Below are 17,580 nucleotides of genomic sequence, written 5' to 3'. Positions count from 1 at the left end.
TCGAGAAAATTTAGCGGCTGTTCATTCACACCTCTCTCGCCTGAGCGATACTTCTCGCACCGCCCTCGCGGGAACCCTGGTCCGGACCAGGGATCAGGGGAGGGCGGCGGTACCGGTTCGGTCGCGCGGAGGTGGCGCGGCTGGGTGATGAGCCCCGAGGACCGGGCCCTGACCGAGGTCGCGCGGTGAAACGATTCTGCGTCCCCTCCAGGTAGGGCAAGAACGCCGGCGGGGTGCGGGAAACCGGCCACGTATAACATTTGAGAGGCTAGGCCCCGTGCCCCGCTTCCCACCTTTCCAGGCAATGGCCAGATGCGAAAGCAGGCGTGGCAAGGATGAAGCGCGCGGGTACCCCTCCTCGATTGCAGCAAAACGCGCCAACGGCTAGGAACGATGAACGTCTCGGGCAGGATCATGAAGACATCTGGGAACAGCCAGGGCGGCGTCGGCCTCGCCCGCATCAGGAAGCTGCGGACCGCAGAAGCGGAAATTTTCCGCGCCGCGCGGCCGAAATCGGCAGCCGCCTTCGGCAAGGGCATCGCCGGCTTCTTCGGCGGCGTGCCGATGCACTGGATGAACGACTGGCCGACGCCCTTCCCTGTTGTCGTCGACCGCGCGCGCGGCGCGACGATCCTCGATATCGACGGCATCCGCCTCGACGATTTCTGCCTTGGCGACACCGGCTCGATGTTCGGCCATTCGCCGCCGCCGGTCGCGCGCGCCATCCGCCGGCAGTCGGACCGCGGCCTGACCTACATGCTGCCCGACGCGGACGCGCTGGTGCTCGGCCGGTTGCTGTCGGAGCGTTTCGGACTCGCCGAATGGCAGATCGCCACCACCGCCACCGACGCCAACCGTTTTGCGCTGCGCGTCGCCCGCGCCGTCACCGGCCGTCCCAAGATCCTCGTCTTCAACGGCTGCTATCACGGCTCCGTCGACGAGACGATGGTGCGGCTGGTCGGCGGCAAGCCCGTCAACCGCCCCGGTCTCGCCGGCGAGTTCCGCGACCTCACCGGCGCCACCAAGGTCGTCGAGTTCAACGACATTCCCGCGCTCGAAAAGGCCCTCGCGGACAAGGACGTCGCCTGCGTCATCACCGAGCCGGTGCTGACCAATTCCTGCATGGTGCTGCCGGATCCCGGCTTCCACGACGCGCTTCGCCGGCTTACCCGCAAGGCGGGCACGCTGCTCCTCATAGACGAGACGCACACCATCTCGACCGGCCCGGGCGGCTACACCCGGCGTTACGGTCTGGAGCCCGACCTCTTCGTGCTCGGCAAGCCGGTCGCCGGCGGCGTGCCGGCGAGCGTCTGGGGCATGAGCGCCGACCTCGCCCGCCGCTACCGCGCCTACAACAGGACCAAGGTATCAGGCTATTCCGGCATGGGCACCACACTGTCGGCCAACCCGCTGCAGTTCGCCGCCATGCGCGCAACACTGGAGGAGGTGATGACCGAGGCGAACTACGCCCACATGGAAGAACTCGCGGAACGCCTCGCGTCAGGACTGTCCGCCGCGATCGCATCGCACGGCCTGCCCTGGCACGTGACGCGTGTCGGCGCCCGCGTCGAGTTCATCTGCGCCGAGGGACCACTCAGGAACGGCGGCGAGGCGGAAGCCGCGCATGCACCCGATCTCGAGGCCGCGATCCACGTCGCGCTGGTCAACCGTGGCGTGCTGATCGCGCCGTTCCACAACATGATGCTGGTCTCGCCGGCCACCACCAGGCGCCAGGTCGACCGCCTGGTTCGCGCCTTCGGCGAGGTTGCGGCGCTTCTTGCGGCGTGAGACAAGCGGCAAACAGAGTTCCATCATGACGTCCCCCTCCGGTTCGACCCCAGACGAAGCAAAGGCCTTCCTCGACGCTCATCCCGAGATCGAGGCTTTCGATATCGTGCTCACCGACGCCAACGGGGTCGGGCGCGGCAAGATCATCCGCCGCCACGAGCTGATGGGCCTCTACGAGCACGGCCGCCACCTGCCAATCTCGATCCTCGGCCTCGACATCACCGGCGAGGACGTCCACGAGACCGGCCTGATCTGGGATTCCGGCGACGGCGACCTCAGGGCATGGCCGATCCCAGGCACGCTGAAGCCGCTGCACGGCACCTCCCCCGCGCGCGGCCAGGTGCTGATGTCGATGTATGCGCTGGACGGCGCGCCGATGACGTCAGACCCGCGCCACGCGCTCGCCCGCCAGGTCGACGCCTTCGCGCAAAAGGGCCTGTATCCGGCCGGCGCCTTCGAGCTGGAATTCTTTCTGCTCGCCAATGAGCGCGACGCCGAGGGGCGCGTGCAGCCCGCGACCGCCGTGCTCGACGGCCGCAAGAGCGGCAAGACCGAGGTCTATTCCGTCGATCACCTGCACGGCATGGAGCCGCTGTTTTCGGACATCTATGCCGCCGCCAAGCTTCAGGGCATCCCCGCCGAAACAGTCATCTCGGAATATGCGCCCGGCCAGTACGAGCTGACGCTCAACTACCGCAAGAACGTGCTGCAGGCCGCCGACGACCTTCTGATGCTGAAGCGGCTGGTCAGGGCGCAGGCGCGCCGCCACGGCGTCACCGCCTGCTTCATGGCCAAGCCGATCGAGCGTTACGCCGGCTCCGGCATGCATCTGCATGTCTCGCTGCAGGACGCCGGTGGCAAAAACGTCTTCGTCGAGGAGCGCGAAGGGACGTGGTCACCGAACCTTCTGCACGCCCTCGGAGGGCTGTCCGCGACCATGGCGGAATCGATGCTGGTCTTCGCGCCACACGCCAATTCCTGGCGGCGCTTCGTCTCCCAGTCCTATGCGCCGGTAGCGCCCAGTTGGGGCGTCAACAACCGCTCGGTGGCGCTGCGCGTACCGGCCGGCAACATCGCCGCGCGCCGCATCGAGCACCGGCCGTCCGGAGTCGACGCCAATCCCTATCTCGTCGCCGCAACGGTGCTTGCCGGAATAAACAAGGGGTTGGACGAGAAGCTCGATCCGGGTCCGGAAACCAAGGGCAATGGCTACGAGGCCGCCACCGACGCGTCCAACACCATGCCGCCGGACTGGCGCTCGGCGATCGAGCTTGCCAGGAAGTCGGAATTCCTGAAGCAGGCCCTCGGCGAGGACATGCATCGCACCTTCGTCGAGATCAAGCACGCCGAATATCTGCGCGTCGCCCGCACCGTCAACGAGCTCGACTACCACCTTTACCTGCACGAGGTGTGAGCTGCGCAAGGCCGCTTATCAAATGTGTTGGCGCTTTCGTCCGAAAGAACATATCATGAACGAATGGCCCTGCTCAACACGCGCGAAAAGCTGGCGATCCTGTCCGACGCCGCCAAATACGACGCTTCCTGCGCCTCCTCGGGCGCGGAGAAACGCGACTCACGCAAGACCGGCGGCATCGGCTCGACCGAAGGCATGGGCATCTGCCATTCCTATGCGCCTGACGGCCGCTGCATCTCGCTCCTGAAGATCCTGCTCACCAATTTCTGCATCTACGACTGCAGCTATTGCATCAACCGCTCGTCGTCCAACGTCCGCCGCGCCCGCTTCACGGTCGACGAGGTCGTGAAACTCACCGTCGCCTTCTACAAGCGCAACTACATCGAAGGCCTGTTCCTCTCCTCGGGCGTCATCCGCTCGCCCGACGAGACGATGGCCGAGCTTGTCGAGGTCGCGCGCCGCCTGCGCGAGCAGGAGAATTTCGGCGGCTACATTCACCTGAAGACTATCCCCGAATGTTCGCAGGACCTGCTCGACGCGGCGGGACGGTACGCCGACCGCCTGTCGATCAACGTCGAGCTGCCGACCGACGAGGGCGTCAAGAAGCTCGCACCGGAAAAGCGTCCGGAAACCATCCGGCTTTCCATGGCCGCGCTGCGCTCGAAGATAGAGGAGAAGTCGGAGCCGACGCTGCGGACGAAGAGGCGCCAGCGCTTCGCCACCGGCGGCCAGTCGACGCAGATGATCGTCGGTGCCGACGCAACGCCCGACGCCGGCATCCTGCAGACCAGCGCGCGGCTCTACGGCAGCTACCGCCTGCGCCGCGTCTATTATTCCGCCTTCAGCCCGATTCCCGACGCCTCGTCCTCGCTGCCGCTGAAGAAGCCGCCGCTGATGCGCGAGCACCGCCTCTACCAGGCCGACTGGCTGATGCGCTTTTACGGCTTCGCGCAGGATGAAATCCTCGACGGCCGTCCCGACGGCATGCTCGACCTCGAGATCGACCCTAAACTCGCCTGGGCGCTCAGGCACCGAGCCATCTTCCCGGTCGACGTGAACAGGGCCGACCGGGAAACGCTGCTGCGCGTGCCGGGGCTCGGCGCCAAGGTCGTCGCGCGCATTCTGGAGACTCGCTGGCACCGCCGCCTGCGCCTCGAAGATATCGGCCGGCTCTGCCATTCACTCGCCAAGGTCAGGCCCTTCATCACGGCCGAAGGCTGGTCGCCCGGCGGGCTCACCGACCAGCCGGCGCTGCGCGAGAAGATCGTTTCATCCTGCGAGCAGCTTTCGCTGTTTTGACCATGCAGAACGCGCTTCTCGACCTCTCCGCCCATACGGTTCATCTTGCCGGCGAGACCGACTTCGCAAGCTGGCGGGATGCGGCGCGCCGGCTGGCGCTGGGTGGAGTGAGGCCGGAGGAAGTTGCATGGGTTGTTAGTGGTGACGGAAGCCCACACCCCTCTCCGTCATCCTCGGGCTTGTCCCGAGGATCTATCCACGCCGAACGTTTGGCTGCTGTGGCAAATTCTCGGGACAAGCCCGAGGATGACGGCCGGAACGCAGGGCCACAACTCACCGTCCCCCGCGAGTTCGTGAAACGCGCCGAGATCGTCGTCTGCCACAACGATCCCGAGCGCTTTGCGCTGCTCTACCGCATGCTGTGGCGCATGCGTGCCGAGCCGGCGCTGCTGAAGATCGCCTCCGATCCTGACGTGCGGCGCTTCGAGGCACTGGAGAAGGCGGTCGGCCGCGACATCCACAAGATGCGCGCCTTCGTGCGTTTCCGGAAGATCGGCGACGGCGATGACGAGCGCTACGTCGCCTGGTTTGAGCCGGAGCATTTCATCGTCGAGCGCAACGCGCCGTTCTTCGTGCGCCGTTTCACCGGCATGCGCTGGTCGATCCTCACACCCCATCTTTGCGCGCATTGGGATACGGCTGATCTGACCTTCACGCCCGGCGCCGACAAGCGCGACGCGCCGGCAGAGGACGCCGCCGAAGAACTATGGCAGACCTACTACCAGAACATCTTCAACCCGGCGCGCCTGAAGACCAAGGCGATGCAGAAGGAGATGCCGAAGAAATATTGGCGGAACCTTCCGGAGGCTCCGCTCATTCCTCGCCTGGTAGCCGGCGCCGATGCCGCCGCCAGGGAGATGATCGAGAAGATGCCGACGGCTCCTGCTCCCCATCATGCCAAGGTCCAGGCCAAACACTGGCCGACGCCGCGCGAACCCGCGCCGAGCGACGATGGCGCCGGCGCCCGCTCGATCGCCGAATTGCGCAAGGCGGCCGAAAGCTGCCGCCGCTGCCCCCTGTGGCGCGACGCCACGCAAACCGTATTCGGCGAAGGACCTGAAGATGCAACGGTCGTGTTTGTCGGCGAGCAGCCCGGCGACCAAGAGGATCTGGCCGGCAAGCCTTTCGTCGGTCCGGCCGGGAAAGTCTTCGACGCCGTGCTCGACGAAGCCGGCGTCGACCGTAGGAAGACCTACGTCACCAATGCCGTGAAACATTTCAAGTTCGAGCCGCGCGGCAAGCGCCGCATCCACTCGAAGCCCAATGCCGGCGAGATCCAGGCCTGCCGCTGGTGGCTCGACAAAGAGCTTGCCCTGACCAAGCCAAGCCTCGTCGTGGCGCTCGGCGCAACAGCGGCACAGTCGCTGCTCGGCAAGGCGGTGCCGATCACGAAAATGCGTGGTCAGATGATCGAGCGCGAGGATGGGCTGCGCATCTTCCTCACCATCCACCCCTCCTTCATCCTGCGCATCCGCGAGGCGGCGGACAAGGAAGCCGAACGCGAGCGCTTCCTTCAGGACATGCTGGCGGTCAAAAAGCTGATGGCGACATGAGAGCCAGTCAGCGGATGAGGATCGCTCTCAGATCGTTGACGTTGGTGCCCGTCGGCCCCGGCACGAAGAGATCGCCGACGACGTGGAAAGCGGTCCAGGCATTGTTGCCAGCCAGCATCGACTTGGCGTCGACGCCCACAGCCCGCATGCGCGCCACGGTCGAGCCGTCGGCGAAGGCGCCGGCATTGTTCTCCGAGCCGTCGATGCCGTCAGTGTCGGCGGCGAGCGCATGGATGCCGTCAAAACCGTTGATGCCGATCGCGAAGGCCAGCAGGAACTCGGTGTTGCGCCCGCCCTTGCCTTTCGCGCGCAGCGTCACCGTCGTCTCGCCGCCGGAGAGGATGAGCACCGGCTTTCGGAACGGCCGGTTTCGCGACCCGACTTGGCGGGCCAATGCGGCATGTACCGAACCCACTTCGCGCGCCTCGCCCTCGATGGAATCCGACAGGATCACCGCCTCGATGCCCTGGCGCCTGGCTTCGGCAGCCGCCGCATCGAGCGACACCGCCGCAGAAGCAATCAGGTGAACCTCGTTGCCGGCAAAGCGTGGATCGTCAATCTCGGGCGCGTCGGCTTCGGGCGCGTTGAGATGCGCCGTCACCGCGTCCGGCAGCTTCATGGCATAGGCCTTCACGAAGTCCAGCGCCTCGGCGCGGCTGCCCTCGCCCGGAATGGTCGGGCCAGAGGCGACCAGCGCCGGATCGTCGCCGGGAATGTCGGAGACGACGAGCGACACGACCTTCGCCGGGTGGGCTGCCGCCGCCAGACGTCCGCCCTTGATGGTGGAAACATGCTTGCGGATCGTGTTCATCGCGGCGATCGGCGCGCCGGAGGCGAGCAGCGCCTCGTTGACCGCGATCTCGTCGGCAAGTGTCAGCCCCGGTGCCGGCGACGGCAGCAGCGCCGAGCCGCCGCCGGAGACCAGCGCAACGACGAGGTCGTCCGCCGTCAGGCCGGACACCTTTTCCAGCAACCGCTTCGACGCAATCAGGCCGGCTTCATCCGGCACCGGATGCGCCGCCTCTATGATCTCGATCCGCTCGCAGCGCGCGGCATATCCATAACGTGTGACGACCAGCCCCTCGATCGGCCCGTCCCAGGCCTTCTCAAAGGCGGCCGCCATCTGCGCCGAACCCTTGCCGGCGCCGATCACGATCGTGCGGCCCTTCGGCTTCGCCGGCAGATGCGCGCGGATCGTCCGCTCGGGATCGGCCGCGGCGACTGCCGCTTCGAAGATCGCGGTGAGAAATGCCTTGGGATCGAGCGCCATCAGTCCGCCCTATCGGGCAGCGCCAGCGTCTTGCGCTTGATCTTGAGGTGGTCGCAGAGCGCATCGACGATGATGCCGTGGTCCTGGCGTTCCGGCAGACCCGACACACCGAAAGCGCCGACCGCGCCGACGCCCTTGATCATCACCGGAAAGCCGCCGCCCGCCAGCACATAATCGGTGACGGGCAGGCCGTGTCCCGTCTTGAAGGCCCGGTCCGGACTGTTCTGCTCCAGCACCATGCGGTAGGTGCTCTTCTGGAACATCTTCACCACGTTGATCTTGCGGCGCACCCAGTCGAAATTGGAGCTCGATGAGCCCGGCAGCGCGGCGTAGAACAGCAGTCGGTCCCAGACGCTCACCTGGATGACGACAGGCAGGTTTTCAGCCAGCGCCCGCTCACGCAATGCCGAGCCGATGGTGAAGGCTGTCGCCTCGTCGAAAGCGCTGAAAGCCAGCCGCTTCTCCTGCTCGGCGATTTTCGCGATATCGTCGGCGACGCTCATGGCATTCCTCCTGACCGGCAGCATGGCTTTACGTCATCGAGGCTGCCGGTCAAGTCCGGCAAGGCCATCAGGCCGAAAAGTGGCTTGCGGTTTCGGACTGTTCGGCGGCAAACTTAAGGCACGAAGGCTTCAAGTGCGCTTTTTGCGGGCCTGCCAGCGACATAGACCTCGGCTACGGAACGGTCATCTCCCAGCGTCTGCAGCAGGAAAAGCTCTTCGGCCAGCGTGTTCACGGTTTCCATGCGGAGCTTCATGGCGGGCGTAGCATGCGCGTCAAGCACGACGATGTCGGCGTCCGTGCCAACGTCCAGCGTGCCAACCTTGTCTGCAATGGAGAGCGCCTCGGCATTGCCGCGCGTCAGCTGCCAGTAGGAGGCGAACGGATTGAGCTTCTCGCCGTTCAGCGCAATTACCTTGTAGCCCTCGTCCATCGTGCGCAGCATCGAATAGCTGGTGCCGCCGCCGACATCGGTCGCGGTCGCGATCTTCAGCGGCTTCGACCGCGTGCGATAGCGCTGATAGTCGAACAGGCCCGAGCCGAGGAACAGGTTCGAGGTCGGGCAGAAGACGGCGACCGAGCCGCTGTCCGACAAGGCGTCGGCCTCGCGTTCCGACAGATGGATGCAGTGGCCGAGCAGCGCGCGCGGGCCGAGCAGGCCATAGTGCTCGTAGACGTCGGTATAATCCCGCGACCAAGGGTAGAGTTCCTGGGTGAAGGCGATCTCGGCGTGGTTCTCCGACAGATGCGTCTGCATGTGCAGATCGGGGAACTCGCGCATCAGCGCACCGGCCATTTCCATTTGTTCGGGCGATGAGGTGATCGCGAAGCGCGGCGTGATGGCATAATGCTGGCGGCCCTTGCCATGCCATTCGGCAATCAGCGCCCTGGTGTCGTCATAGCCGCTCTCGGGCGTGTCGAGCACGCCCTCGGGCGCGTTGCGGTCCATCATCACCTTGCCGGCGATGTTGAGCATGTTGCGCTCGTGCGATTCCGCGAAGAAGGCTTCCGCCGACTGCTTGTGCACCGAGCAGTATGCGGCGACGGTCGTCGTGCCCTGGCGGATGAATTCGTCGAGAAACAGCCGGGCGATGCGGCGGCCGTGCTGGGCGTCCCGGAACTTTGTCTCTTCCGGGAAAGTGTATTTGTTCAGCCAGTCGAGCAGTTCCTCCCCGTAAGAGGCGATCACCTGCATCTGCGGGAAATGCACATGCGCGTCGATGAAGCCCGGCAGGATGAGATGCGGCCGATGGTCGATGCGCCTGGCGCCTTCTCCGGCCTTGGCGGAGACATCGGCATATGCGCCGGCGGCGACGATCCTGCCGTCCTCGACCAGCAGGCCGCCATCCTCCTCGTATCGGTAGGCCGATCGGTCGTTCGTATCGTCAGGCCAGCGCAGGAAGCTCAGCGTGCGGCCGCGCAGAAGGGTCTGGGCCATTTTACTGCCGCGTTTCCTCGAACCAGGTCACCAGCAGCGTCCGCTCCTGCGGGGTGATCTGTGTGACATTGCCGGGCGGCATGGCGTGGCTGCGGCCGGCCTGCAGGTAGATTTCCTTCGCATGCTCGCCGATCTCGGCATCGGTCTCGAGGATCACGCCTTTCGGCGCGTGGTAGATGCCTTCATAGGAGGGCTCGGTCGCGTGACACATGGCGCAGCGGCCGAGCACGGTGTCGCGCACCGCGGGGAAATGCGTCGAGGCCACTAAAGTCTGCGCGGCGGCCGAAGCCTGCGGCTCGCCGGTCAGCACCTTCGGCACGGTCGAAAGCCAGATGATGACGATGAAGAGGATCGTCGCGGCGAGCCATGTCCAGTACGGCTTTCCCTTGCGCGCGTGCATCGTGTTGAAGAAATGCCGGATCAGCACGCCGATGATGAAGACGATCGAGGCGATGATCCAGTTGAACTCAGTACCGAACGCCAGCGGATAGTGGTTCGACAGCATCAGGAACAGCACGGGCAGCGTCAGGTAGTTGTTATGCGTCGAGCGCGTCTTGGCGATCTTGCCGTATTTGGGGTCGGGCTTCCTGCCGGCGATCAGGTCGGCGACAACGATCTTCTGGTTCGGGATGATCACCATGAACACGTTGGCCGACATGATCGTTGCGGTCACCGCGCCGAGATGCAGGAAGGCCGCGCGTCCACTGAAGATCTGCGTAAAGCCCCAAGCGAGGAAAACCAGGATCGCGTAGAGCACCAGCATCAGCAGCGTGTCGTGATTGCCGAGCGGCGACTTGCAGAGCAGGTCGTAGAGCAGCCAGCCCAGCACCAGCGAGGCGATCGACAGGCCGATCGCCGTCATCGGCGAGATGTCGAGCACGTTGCGATCGATCAGGAAGAGATCCGCGCCGGCGTAGTAGACGATGGCGAGCATCACAAAACCCGACATCCAGGTGGCGTAGGATTCCCACTTGAACCAGGTCAGGTGCTCCGGCATCTCGGCCGGCGCCACCAGATATTTCTGGATGTGGTAGAAGCCGCCGCCATGGACCTGCCATTCCTCGCCATGCGCTCCGGCCGGCAGGCCGGGCCGCTGACGCAGGCCAAGATCGAGCGCGACGAAATAGAATGACGAGCCTATCCAGGCGATGCCGGTGATGACGTGCAGCCAGCGCGCGGCGAAGCTCAGCCAGTCCCAGGCAATGGCAAAATCGATCATCAGGACCCTCTCGTCCCAGGACTTTACGGGCTCCGCTCCAAACGAAAAGAGGGGACATGCCCCATGACTTTCAAAAAAATATGTAAAATACTGTCGCCGTAACCGAAAACCGGCATGGGGTTCCGGGCCGCATGGCATATCTCGACAACATCGCCGTCTTCGTCCGCGTCGTGGAACTCGGCAATCTTTCCGCCGCGGGCCGCGACATGCGCATTTCGCCGGCGGTCGCGTCGAACCGCATCAAGGAACTGGAAAAGCATCTGGGTGTCCGGCTCTTCAATCGCACGACGCGGCAGTTGATGCCTACCGAGCACGGCACCGTCTTTTATGCCGGCGCCAAACAAGTGCTCGAAGCGATTACCGAGGCCGAAGCCGCGGTCAGCGCCCTGTCGGGCCAGCCGCGCGGCACCATCCGGGTGACCGCGCCGCTGGGGCTCGGTCGCCGCCTGATCGCCTCGGGCATCCCGGACTTCCACGACAAATACCCGGATATCGAGGTGCGGCTGCGCCTCTCCGACCATGACGTCGACATGATGAAGGAGGGCATCGACGTCGCCTTCCGGCTCGGCCTGCTGGAGGATTCCAGCCTCAGGATGCGCGGCCTGATGGATTGTGAGCGGGTGCTGGTCGCCGCACCTGCCTATCTTGAGGTGAGGGGCGAGCCGAACGAACCCAAGGAACTGATCGCCAGCAAGCACGACTGCCTGATGCTGCGCTACCCCGGCATGCGCGAGCACTTCTGGACGCTGAAAACGCCTTCGGGACCGGCAAAATTCGAGGTGCGCGGACCGTTCGATTCCGACGACGGCGACGTGCTGACCGGCTGGGCGCTCGCCGGCCGCGGCATCATCAACAAACCGCGCTTCGAGGTCGAGCCGTTCATCCGTGACGGCCGCCTGAAGGTCATCATGCCGGATACACCGCCGACGCCGGTGCAGCTCGCTGCCGTCTATCCGCACAAGAAGCTTCAGGATCCTAAGGTCCGTCTGCTGCTGGACTTCATGGCGGAGCGGTGCCAACGTTTGATCAAGGATTTGCTGGCGGGAAAATGACGTTGCGTGGGCTGGTATTACGATTTCATCGCCGATGCGCTCGAAACCGGCTCATCGGCTGCCATATAGATTAGAGCGCCAACATAATTCAGGAGCTTCACATGGCCGGCATCCCCACCAAGAACGACCTCAAATCCAACGCCAAAACCGCTTCGATCGAGTTGCTCAACGCACGATTGGCCGACGCGATCGACCTCGCGCTGATCACCAAGCAGGCGCATTGGAACATCAAGGGCCCCCAGTTCATCGCCATCCATGAGATGCTCGACGGCTTCCGCACCGAGCTCGACGGGCATGTCGACACGATGGCCGAGCGCGCCGTTCAGCTCGGCGGCACCGCGAAAGGCACCTCTCAGGAGGTCGCGAAGGTGACGACGCTGAAGCCCTATCCGATCGACATCCACAAGACCAAGGATCATCTGGCGGCGCTGATCAACCACTATGCCGCTGTCGCGAATTCCGTGCGCAAGGCGATCGACGAGTCGGACGAGGCAGGCGACGCCGGCACGGCGGACATCTTCACCGCCTTCTCACGCTCGCTCGACAAGTCGCTGTGGTTCCTGGAGGCGCATACGCAGGAAAAGGAATAATCAGCCGGCAGCAGCCTCGGCCTTCGCCGTCGCGGAGGCCGCGAGCGCCGTCATGATCTCCGCCGCCGCAAGCGCGGCAATAACGGCCGGCCGCTTGTCCTTCACGGCGTCGCCGCCGATCGGCGAGACGAGCCTTGCGAAATCGGCGTCGTTGCCGCCGGCCGACTTCAGATACCAGCTCCGGAACGTCGCTTTCTTGGTCTTCGAGCCGATCATGCCGACATAGGTGGCATCCTTCCGCCTCAAGGCTTCGGCGACGATCAGGAAGTCGAGCGCGTGATCGTGGGTCAGCACGACGAAGACAGCCCCCGCCGAGGCCGATCGCACCATTTCCTCCGGCACCGACGTCAGGTGGGTCTCAACTCCGGCAGGCATTCCGTCCAGAGCCTCGGCACGCGTCTCGACGATGGTCGCCTTTACGGGAAGCAGCGACAGGGCGCCGGCCAGCGCGTGCCCGACATGGCCGCCGCCGAAGACATAGATGTGAGGCAGGCGGGCGTCTTGCGCCTCTGAAATCTGAATCAACTCGGCCATCAACGCCTTGTCTACCAGTCTGATGGCAATCTCGACGCGTCCCCCGCAGCACTGACCGATCTCGGGCCCGAGCGGAACGTCGAGGGTGGCGCGAATTTCCCTCGCCTTTGAGGAGGAGACCGCAGGCGTCAGCATCTGCCTCGCCTGATCGATCGCCATGAACTCAAGCTGGCCGCCGCCGATGGTGCCATGGATCGCCGTTGGAGACACGAGCATGGCTGCGCCCGCTTCCCGCGGGGTCGAGCCTTTTGCTTGCGCGACCTCGACCAGCGCGACCTCATCGGTCGCGTCGAGAAAGGCTTTCAGGCTTCCTGTGGTCGTGGCCATTCTGCACCCTGCCGGAACATAACATGTTCCGGCCCGAATTGCTCCTCGCGCGCCCTAGGCCTTGGCCGCCTGAGCCTTCAGCCGCTCAACCGCCATCAGCACCCGCTCCGGCGTCGCTGGCGCATCGAGACGCGGGCTGATCTTGTGGTCGGCGACGCTGGCGACGGCATCGGACAGTGCCTGCAGCACCGAAATGCCTAGTGGCAGCGGCGGCTCGCCCACCGCCTTGGACCGATGGATCGTCGGCTCATAGGCCTCGGACCAGTCGGTCAGAGCGACGTTGAAGATTTTTGGCCGGTCGGAGGCGAGCGGGATCTTGTAGGTCGACGGCGCATGCGTGCGAAGCCGCCCCTTGCCGTCCCACCACAGCTCTTCGGTGGTAAGCCAGCCCATACCCTGGATGAAGCCGCCCTCGATCTGGCCGAGGTCGATCGCCGGGTTGAGCGAGCGGCCGACGTCATGCAGGATATCCGCACGCTCGACCACATATTCGCCGGTCAGCGTGTCGATCGACACCTCCGAGCAGGCCGCGCCATAGGCATAATAGTAGAAGGCGTGGCCGCGGCCCTTGCTGCGGTCCCAGTGGATTTTCGGAGTCTTGTAGAAGCCGGCGGCCGAGAGCTGGATGCGGTTGAGATAGGCCTGCTTGACCAGGGCGTCGAAGCTGATCTCCTGATTGCCGACACGCACCCGGTTGGGCAGGAACACCACCTGGTCGACCGGCACCTGGTATTTTTCCGCCGCGAAGTCGGTCAGCCGCTTGCGGATCTGCCGCGCTGCGTCCTGCGCTGCCATGCCGTTGAGATCGGCGCCCGAGGATGCTGCCGTCGGTGCCGTGTTCGGCACCTTGGCCGTCGTCGTCGCCGTGATCTTCACCCGGTCGAGGTCGATCTGGAACTCCTCGGCCACCACCTGCGCCACTTTGAGGTGCAGGCCCTGGCCCATCTCGGTGCCGCCATGGTTCATGTGCACCGAGCCGTCGGCGTAGACATGCACCAGCGCGCCGGCCTGGTTGGACTCGGTCTTGGTGAAGGAGATACCGAACTTGACCGGCGTCAGCGCGATACCCCGCTTGACGAAGCGGCTGTTGGCGTTGAACGCCGCGATCTCGCGCCGACGACGGGCATAGGAGACGCTTTCCTCCAGTTCCGCCACGATGCGGTGGATGATGTTGTCCTCGACCTTCTGGTGATAAGGGGTGAGGTTGCGTTCGCCCGCCACGCCTATCGCATCATAGAAATTGAGCTTGCGGATCTCGAGCGGGTCTTTGCCGACGGCGAATGCCACCTCCTCGATGACGCGCTCGGCGCCGACCATGCCCTGTGGACCGCCGAAGCCGCGGAACGCCGTGTTCGACACGGTGTTGGTGTAGAGCGGCGCCGACTTGGCGTGCACAGCCGGATAGAAATAGGCATTGTCGCAGTGGAACAGCGCGCGGTCGCCAACGGGTCCGGAAAGATCGGCCGAGAAGCCGGCATTGAGCGCGAACATGAAGTCGACGCCGAGGATTCGGCCCTCCTCGTCGAAGCCGACCTCATAGTCGATGGCGAAGTCGTGGCGCTTGCCGGTGGCCGTCATATCCTCATCGCGGTCGAGGCGGACCTTGACGGCTCTGCCGTGCTTCTTGGCGGCGATCGCCGCGATCGCCGCGCACTGGTTGGCCTGGGTTTCCTTGCCGCCGAAGCCGCCGCCCATGCGGCGCACTTCCACTGTCACCGCATGGCTCGGCACGCCGAGCACGTGGGAAACAAGGTGCTGGGTCTCACTCGGCCCCTGTGTCGAGCAATAGACCAGGACTTCGTCGTCTTCGCCCGGCACCGCCAGCGACACCTGGCCCTCGAGATAGAAATGATCCTGACCGCCGAGCTTCATCCGCCCCTTCAAGCGGCGCGGCGCGGCAGCGATGGCGGCCGCCGCATCGCCGCGCGTCAGCGTCAGCGGCGTTGTGACCTGCTTGTCTTTCTCGGGATCGAGGTCCCAGATGCTTGTGACCGCAGGCAGTTCTCCGTATTCGATCTTGGCCAGCCGCGCCGCCCGGCGGGCCTCTTCGCGGGTCCTGGCGACAACGGCGAAGATCGGCTGGCCATGGAACTGCACCTTGCCTTCGGCGAAGACCGGGTCGTCATGCATACCGCTCGGCGACACGTCGTTCTCGCCGGGAACGTCCGCATAGGTCAGCACGTCGACGACGCCTGGGGCCGCGCGAACCGCCGACAGATCAACCTTTTTCAGCGTCCCGTGGGTGACATTGGACAGGCCGAGCCCGACATGCAGCAGGCCGGCCGGCTCCGGCATGTCGTCGATATAGACCGCCGTTCCGGTGACGTGCTTGTGCGCGGAGTCGTGGCGCTGGTTCGTCGCGACGCCGCCGGCGATCTTCACAGCCTTGAGATTGGGCGTGTGGGTGGTCATCGTCCCGTTCCCCTTGCAAGCGAAATATCCGGCCTTTGTGGCATCGGAAAGAACTTGAAATACGGCTCTGCTTCGACGAGCACACGGCTGAAGGACGGGCGCTGCATCAGCCGCTTCAGATAGGCCTTGGCGTGCCCGTGGCCGTCGCCGATGGGCTCGACCGTGTTGGCATAAAACAGCGCCGGCGCGGCGGCGCAGTCGGCGATCGAGAAGGCTGCGCCCGCCGCCCATTTCTTCGAAGCCATCTCGCCGTCGATCACGCCATAGGCTTCCCGGAGTTGGCCGTATGCCTGCTCGACGCCGAACGTGTCGTTTGCACCTTCCGGCCGTAGCCTGTCGGTGACGATCTTCTGCATCGGCAGCTCAACGTAGAAATCGTAGAAACGATCCCAGAACCTGACCTGCAACGCCTGGTCCGGATCGGCGGGCAGCAGCAACGGCTTCTGCGGAAAATGCTGCTCCAGATATTCGAGCACGATCGTGGTCTCGGCGACCGTCCGGCCGGTCTCCCCGTCAACCAGCGCAGGCATTTTCGCCATCGGCCACACCTTGCGGAACGCCGCCGCAGACTCCGGATCGCCTAGATCGACGACGATGGGCTCGAACGCGACGTTCTTCTCGTAAAGCGAGATCAGCACCTTGTGGCAGAAGGACGCCAGCGGGTGGAAATAAAGCTTGAGGGCCATCCTCCGCCTCCGCCTCAGGCCGCCTCTTGCCTGGTCACCATGACTGGCGCCTTGGTGCCTGACGTCTCGGCGAAGAAACGCCGGAGCAGGTTCTTGGCAGCCAGTTGCCGATATTCGGCCGTCGCGCGCATATCGGTCAGCGGGGTGAAGTCCAGATCATAGGCGGGCAGCGCCGCCTCGATCACCGCTTCCGTCCATGGCTTGCCTAGCAACGCCGCCTCGACCGCGGTCGCCCGCTTCGGCGTCGCCGCCATGCCGCCATAGGCGATCCGGATCGAAGCGACGGTGCCGTTTTTCGCCAGCGTCAGGTGGAAGGCGCCGAGCGTCGCCGTGATGTCCTCGTCGCGGCGCTTGGTGACCTTGTGGACCGCGAAATGTGAGCCTTTCGCAGGCACCGGCACGTGCACAGCTTCGACGAATTCGCCCGGACGCCGATCCTGCTTGCCATAGGCGATGAAGAATTCCTCAAGCGGGATCGTCCGGCGCTTCTTGCCTCGGCGCAAGGTCAGCGTCGCGCCGAGCGCGATGAAGGGCGGCGGCGTGTCGCCGATCGGCGAGCCGTTGGCGATATTGCCGCCAATCGTGCCCATGTTGCGCACTTGCTCTCCGCCGATCCGGTCGAACAGCGGCCCCAGCGCCGGAATACGCTTTGCGAGCGTCGAGAAGGCCTCGCTGTAGGTGACGCCTGCGCCGATGGTGACGAGCCCCTTCACCTCGGAGATCGCGCGCAGCCCGTCGAGACCGCCGATGAAGACGGCCGGCGAGATGTCGCGCATGTGCTTGGTCACCCAGAGGCCGACGTCGGTAGAGCCGGCTACGATGGTGGCGGCCGGCTCCTTGTCCAGCACGGATGCGAAATCATCGACATCGGCGGGAACGACGAGCCGCCGTTTGCCTTCGCCCATCTCTACCCGCGAACCGTCCCTGATCGCAGCCAGCCTCGCGGCGACGCGCTTGCGTTCGGTGGCGAGCGGATCTTTTGCCGCCTGGCCGTAGCGGGAAATCGCCCTGGCCGCGCGCACGATCGCCTCATAGCCGGTGCAGCGGCAGAGATTGCCCTGAAGTGCCTTCTCGATCGCCGCGACCGACGGATCGGGCGAGCGCATCCACAACGCATAGAGGGACATGACGAAGCCCGGCGTGCAGAAGCCGCATTGCGAGCCGTCGAAATCGACCATCGCCTGCTGCACGGGATGCAGGCTGCCGCCTTCCCCCCGGAGATGCTCAACCGTCACGACATGGCAGCCGTCGAGCGAGCCGAGGAAGCGGATGCAGGCGTTGACGTTCTCATAGACGAGCTTGCCGCTAGCGAGCTTGCCGACCAGGACGGTGCAGGCGCCACAGTCGCCTTCCGCGCAGCCTTCCTTGGTGCCGCGCAGCGAACGGCGAAGCCTCAGATAGTCAAGCAGCGTCTCGTCCGGGCCGACATCGGATAGCGCCACATCCTCGCCGTTGAGGATGAAGCGCAGCTCATTGCGGATCTTCGGCCTCGCCATG

Annotated in this window: 14 protein-coding genes; 6 read left to right on the top strand and 8 right to left on the bottom strand. The window is 64.9% G+C overall.

All coding sequences use genetic code 11. From position 1 onward, the window contains the following. Positions 1 to 414: 414 nt before the first annotated feature. From D8676_RS05595 to D8676_RS05580, 4 genes are all read left to right on the top strand, one after another. Positions 415 to 1,788, top strand: coding sequence for an aspartate aminotransferase family protein (locus D8676_RS05595; RefSeq protein ID WP_121580423.1), 1,374 nt, complete (start codon positions 415 to 417; stop codon positions 1,786 to 1,788). A 25-nt stretch (positions 1,789 to 1,813) separates the two neighbouring features. Next, positions 1,814 to 3,202 carry a glutamine synthetase family protein gene (locus tag D8676_RS05590; RefSeq protein WP_121579877.1) on the top strand — a complete coding sequence of 463 codons (1,389 nt, stop codon included), beginning with the start codon at positions 1,814 to 1,816 and terminating at the stop codon, positions 3,200 to 3,202. 63 nt (positions 3,203 to 3,265) lie between these two features. Continuing rightward, positions 3,266 to 4,501, top strand: a complete 1,236-nt coding sequence (locus D8676_RS05585) for a putative DNA modification/repair radical SAM protein (RefSeq protein WP_121579876.1) — start codon at positions 3,266 to 3,268, stop codon at positions 4,499 to 4,501. Between the two features lie 2 nt (positions 4,502 to 4,503). Beyond that, positions 4,504 to 6,054 carry a UdgX family uracil-DNA binding protein gene (locus D8676_RS05580; RefSeq protein WP_121579875.1) on the top strand — a complete coding sequence of 517 codons (1,551 nt, stop codon included), beginning with the start codon at positions 4,504 to 4,506 and terminating at the stop codon, positions 6,052 to 6,054. A gap of 7 nt (positions 6,055 to 6,061) precedes the next feature. Here the strand turns inward: D8676_RS05580 and D8676_RS05575 are convergent, their stop codons facing one another. The 4 genes from D8676_RS05575 to D8676_RS05560 form a co-directional block, all read right to left on the bottom strand. Continuing rightward, positions 6,062 to 7,327: a glycerate kinase gene (locus D8676_RS05575; RefSeq protein WP_121579874.1), complete on the bottom strand. Its 1,266-nt coding sequence runs from the start codon at positions 7,325 to 7,327 to the stop codon at positions 6,062 to 6,064. Further along, complete coding sequence (locus D8676_RS05570) at positions 7,324 to 7,827, bottom strand: heme-degrading domain-containing protein (protein WP_121579873.1); 504 nt, start codon at positions 7,825 to 7,827, stop codon at positions 7,324 to 7,326. Before D8676_RS05570 ends, D8676_RS05575 begins: the two co-directional genes overlap by 4 nt. Positions 7,828 to 7,940: 113 nt before the next feature. Continuing rightward, positions 7,941 to 9,263: a guanine deaminase gene (gene guaD, locus D8676_RS05565; RefSeq protein WP_121579872.1), complete on the bottom strand. Its 1,323-nt coding sequence runs from the start codon at positions 9,261 to 9,263 to the stop codon at positions 7,941 to 7,943. Between the two features lies 1 nt (position 9,264). Continuing rightward, positions 9,265 to 10,482 (bottom strand): urate hydroxylase PuuD, encoded by a 1,218-nt coding sequence (locus tag D8676_RS05560; RefSeq protein WP_121579871.1) that lies wholly within the window; start codon positions 10,480 to 10,482, stop codon positions 9,265 to 9,267. A 131-nt stretch (positions 10,483 to 10,613) separates the two neighbouring features. On the opposite strand from D8676_RS05560, the gene D8676_RS05555 reads away from it, so the two are divergent. After that, positions 10,614 to 11,534 (top strand): LysR family transcriptional regulator, encoded by a 921-nt coding sequence (locus D8676_RS05555; protein WP_121579870.1) that lies wholly within the window; start codon positions 10,614 to 10,616, stop codon positions 11,532 to 11,534. Positions 11,535 to 11,635: 101 nt separating this feature from the next. Further along, positions 11,636 to 12,124 (top strand): DNA starvation/stationary phase protection protein Dps, encoded by a 489-nt coding sequence (gene dps / locus D8676_RS05550; RefSeq protein ID WP_121579869.1) that lies wholly within the window; start codon positions 11,636 to 11,638, stop codon positions 12,122 to 12,124. On the opposite strand, the gene xdhC is transcribed toward dps, so the two are convergent. Genes xdhC through xdhA form a run of 4 tightly spaced genes read right to left on the bottom strand, consistent with a single transcriptional unit; the run spans position 12,125 to position 17,579 of the window. Then, positions 12,125 to 12,985, bottom strand: a complete 861-nt coding sequence (gene xdhC / locus D8676_RS05545) for a xanthine dehydrogenase accessory protein XdhC (protein WP_121579868.1) — start codon at positions 12,983 to 12,985, stop codon at positions 12,125 to 12,127. A gap of 54 nt (positions 12,986 to 13,039) precedes the next feature. Then, positions 13,040 to 15,397: a xanthine dehydrogenase molybdopterin binding subunit gene (xdhB, locus tag D8676_RS05540; protein ID WP_121579867.1), complete on the bottom strand. Its 2,358-nt coding sequence runs from the start codon at positions 15,395 to 15,397 to the stop codon at positions 13,040 to 13,042. Then, entirely contained in the window at positions 15,394 to 16,083 is a 690-nt protein-coding gene (locus D8676_RS05535) for a glutathione S-transferase family protein (RefSeq protein WP_121579866.1), read from the bottom strand. Before D8676_RS05535 ends, xdhB begins: the two co-directional genes overlap by 4 nt. Before the next feature lie 14 nt (positions 16,084 to 16,097). Next, positions 16,098 to 17,579, bottom strand: coding sequence for a xanthine dehydrogenase small subunit (gene xdhA, locus D8676_RS05530; RefSeq protein ID WP_121579865.1), 1,482 nt, complete (start codon positions 17,577 to 17,579; stop codon positions 16,098 to 16,100). Position 17,580: the final 1 nt, after the last annotated feature.

The sequence above is a fragment of the Mesorhizobium sp. YM1C-6-2 genome (assembly GCF_003666685.1).
Classification (GTDB): domain Bacteria; phylum Pseudomonadota; class Alphaproteobacteria; order Rhizobiales; family Rhizobiaceae; genus Mesorhizobium_K.
This window is presented reverse-complemented; position numbering and strand designations above follow the sequence as displayed.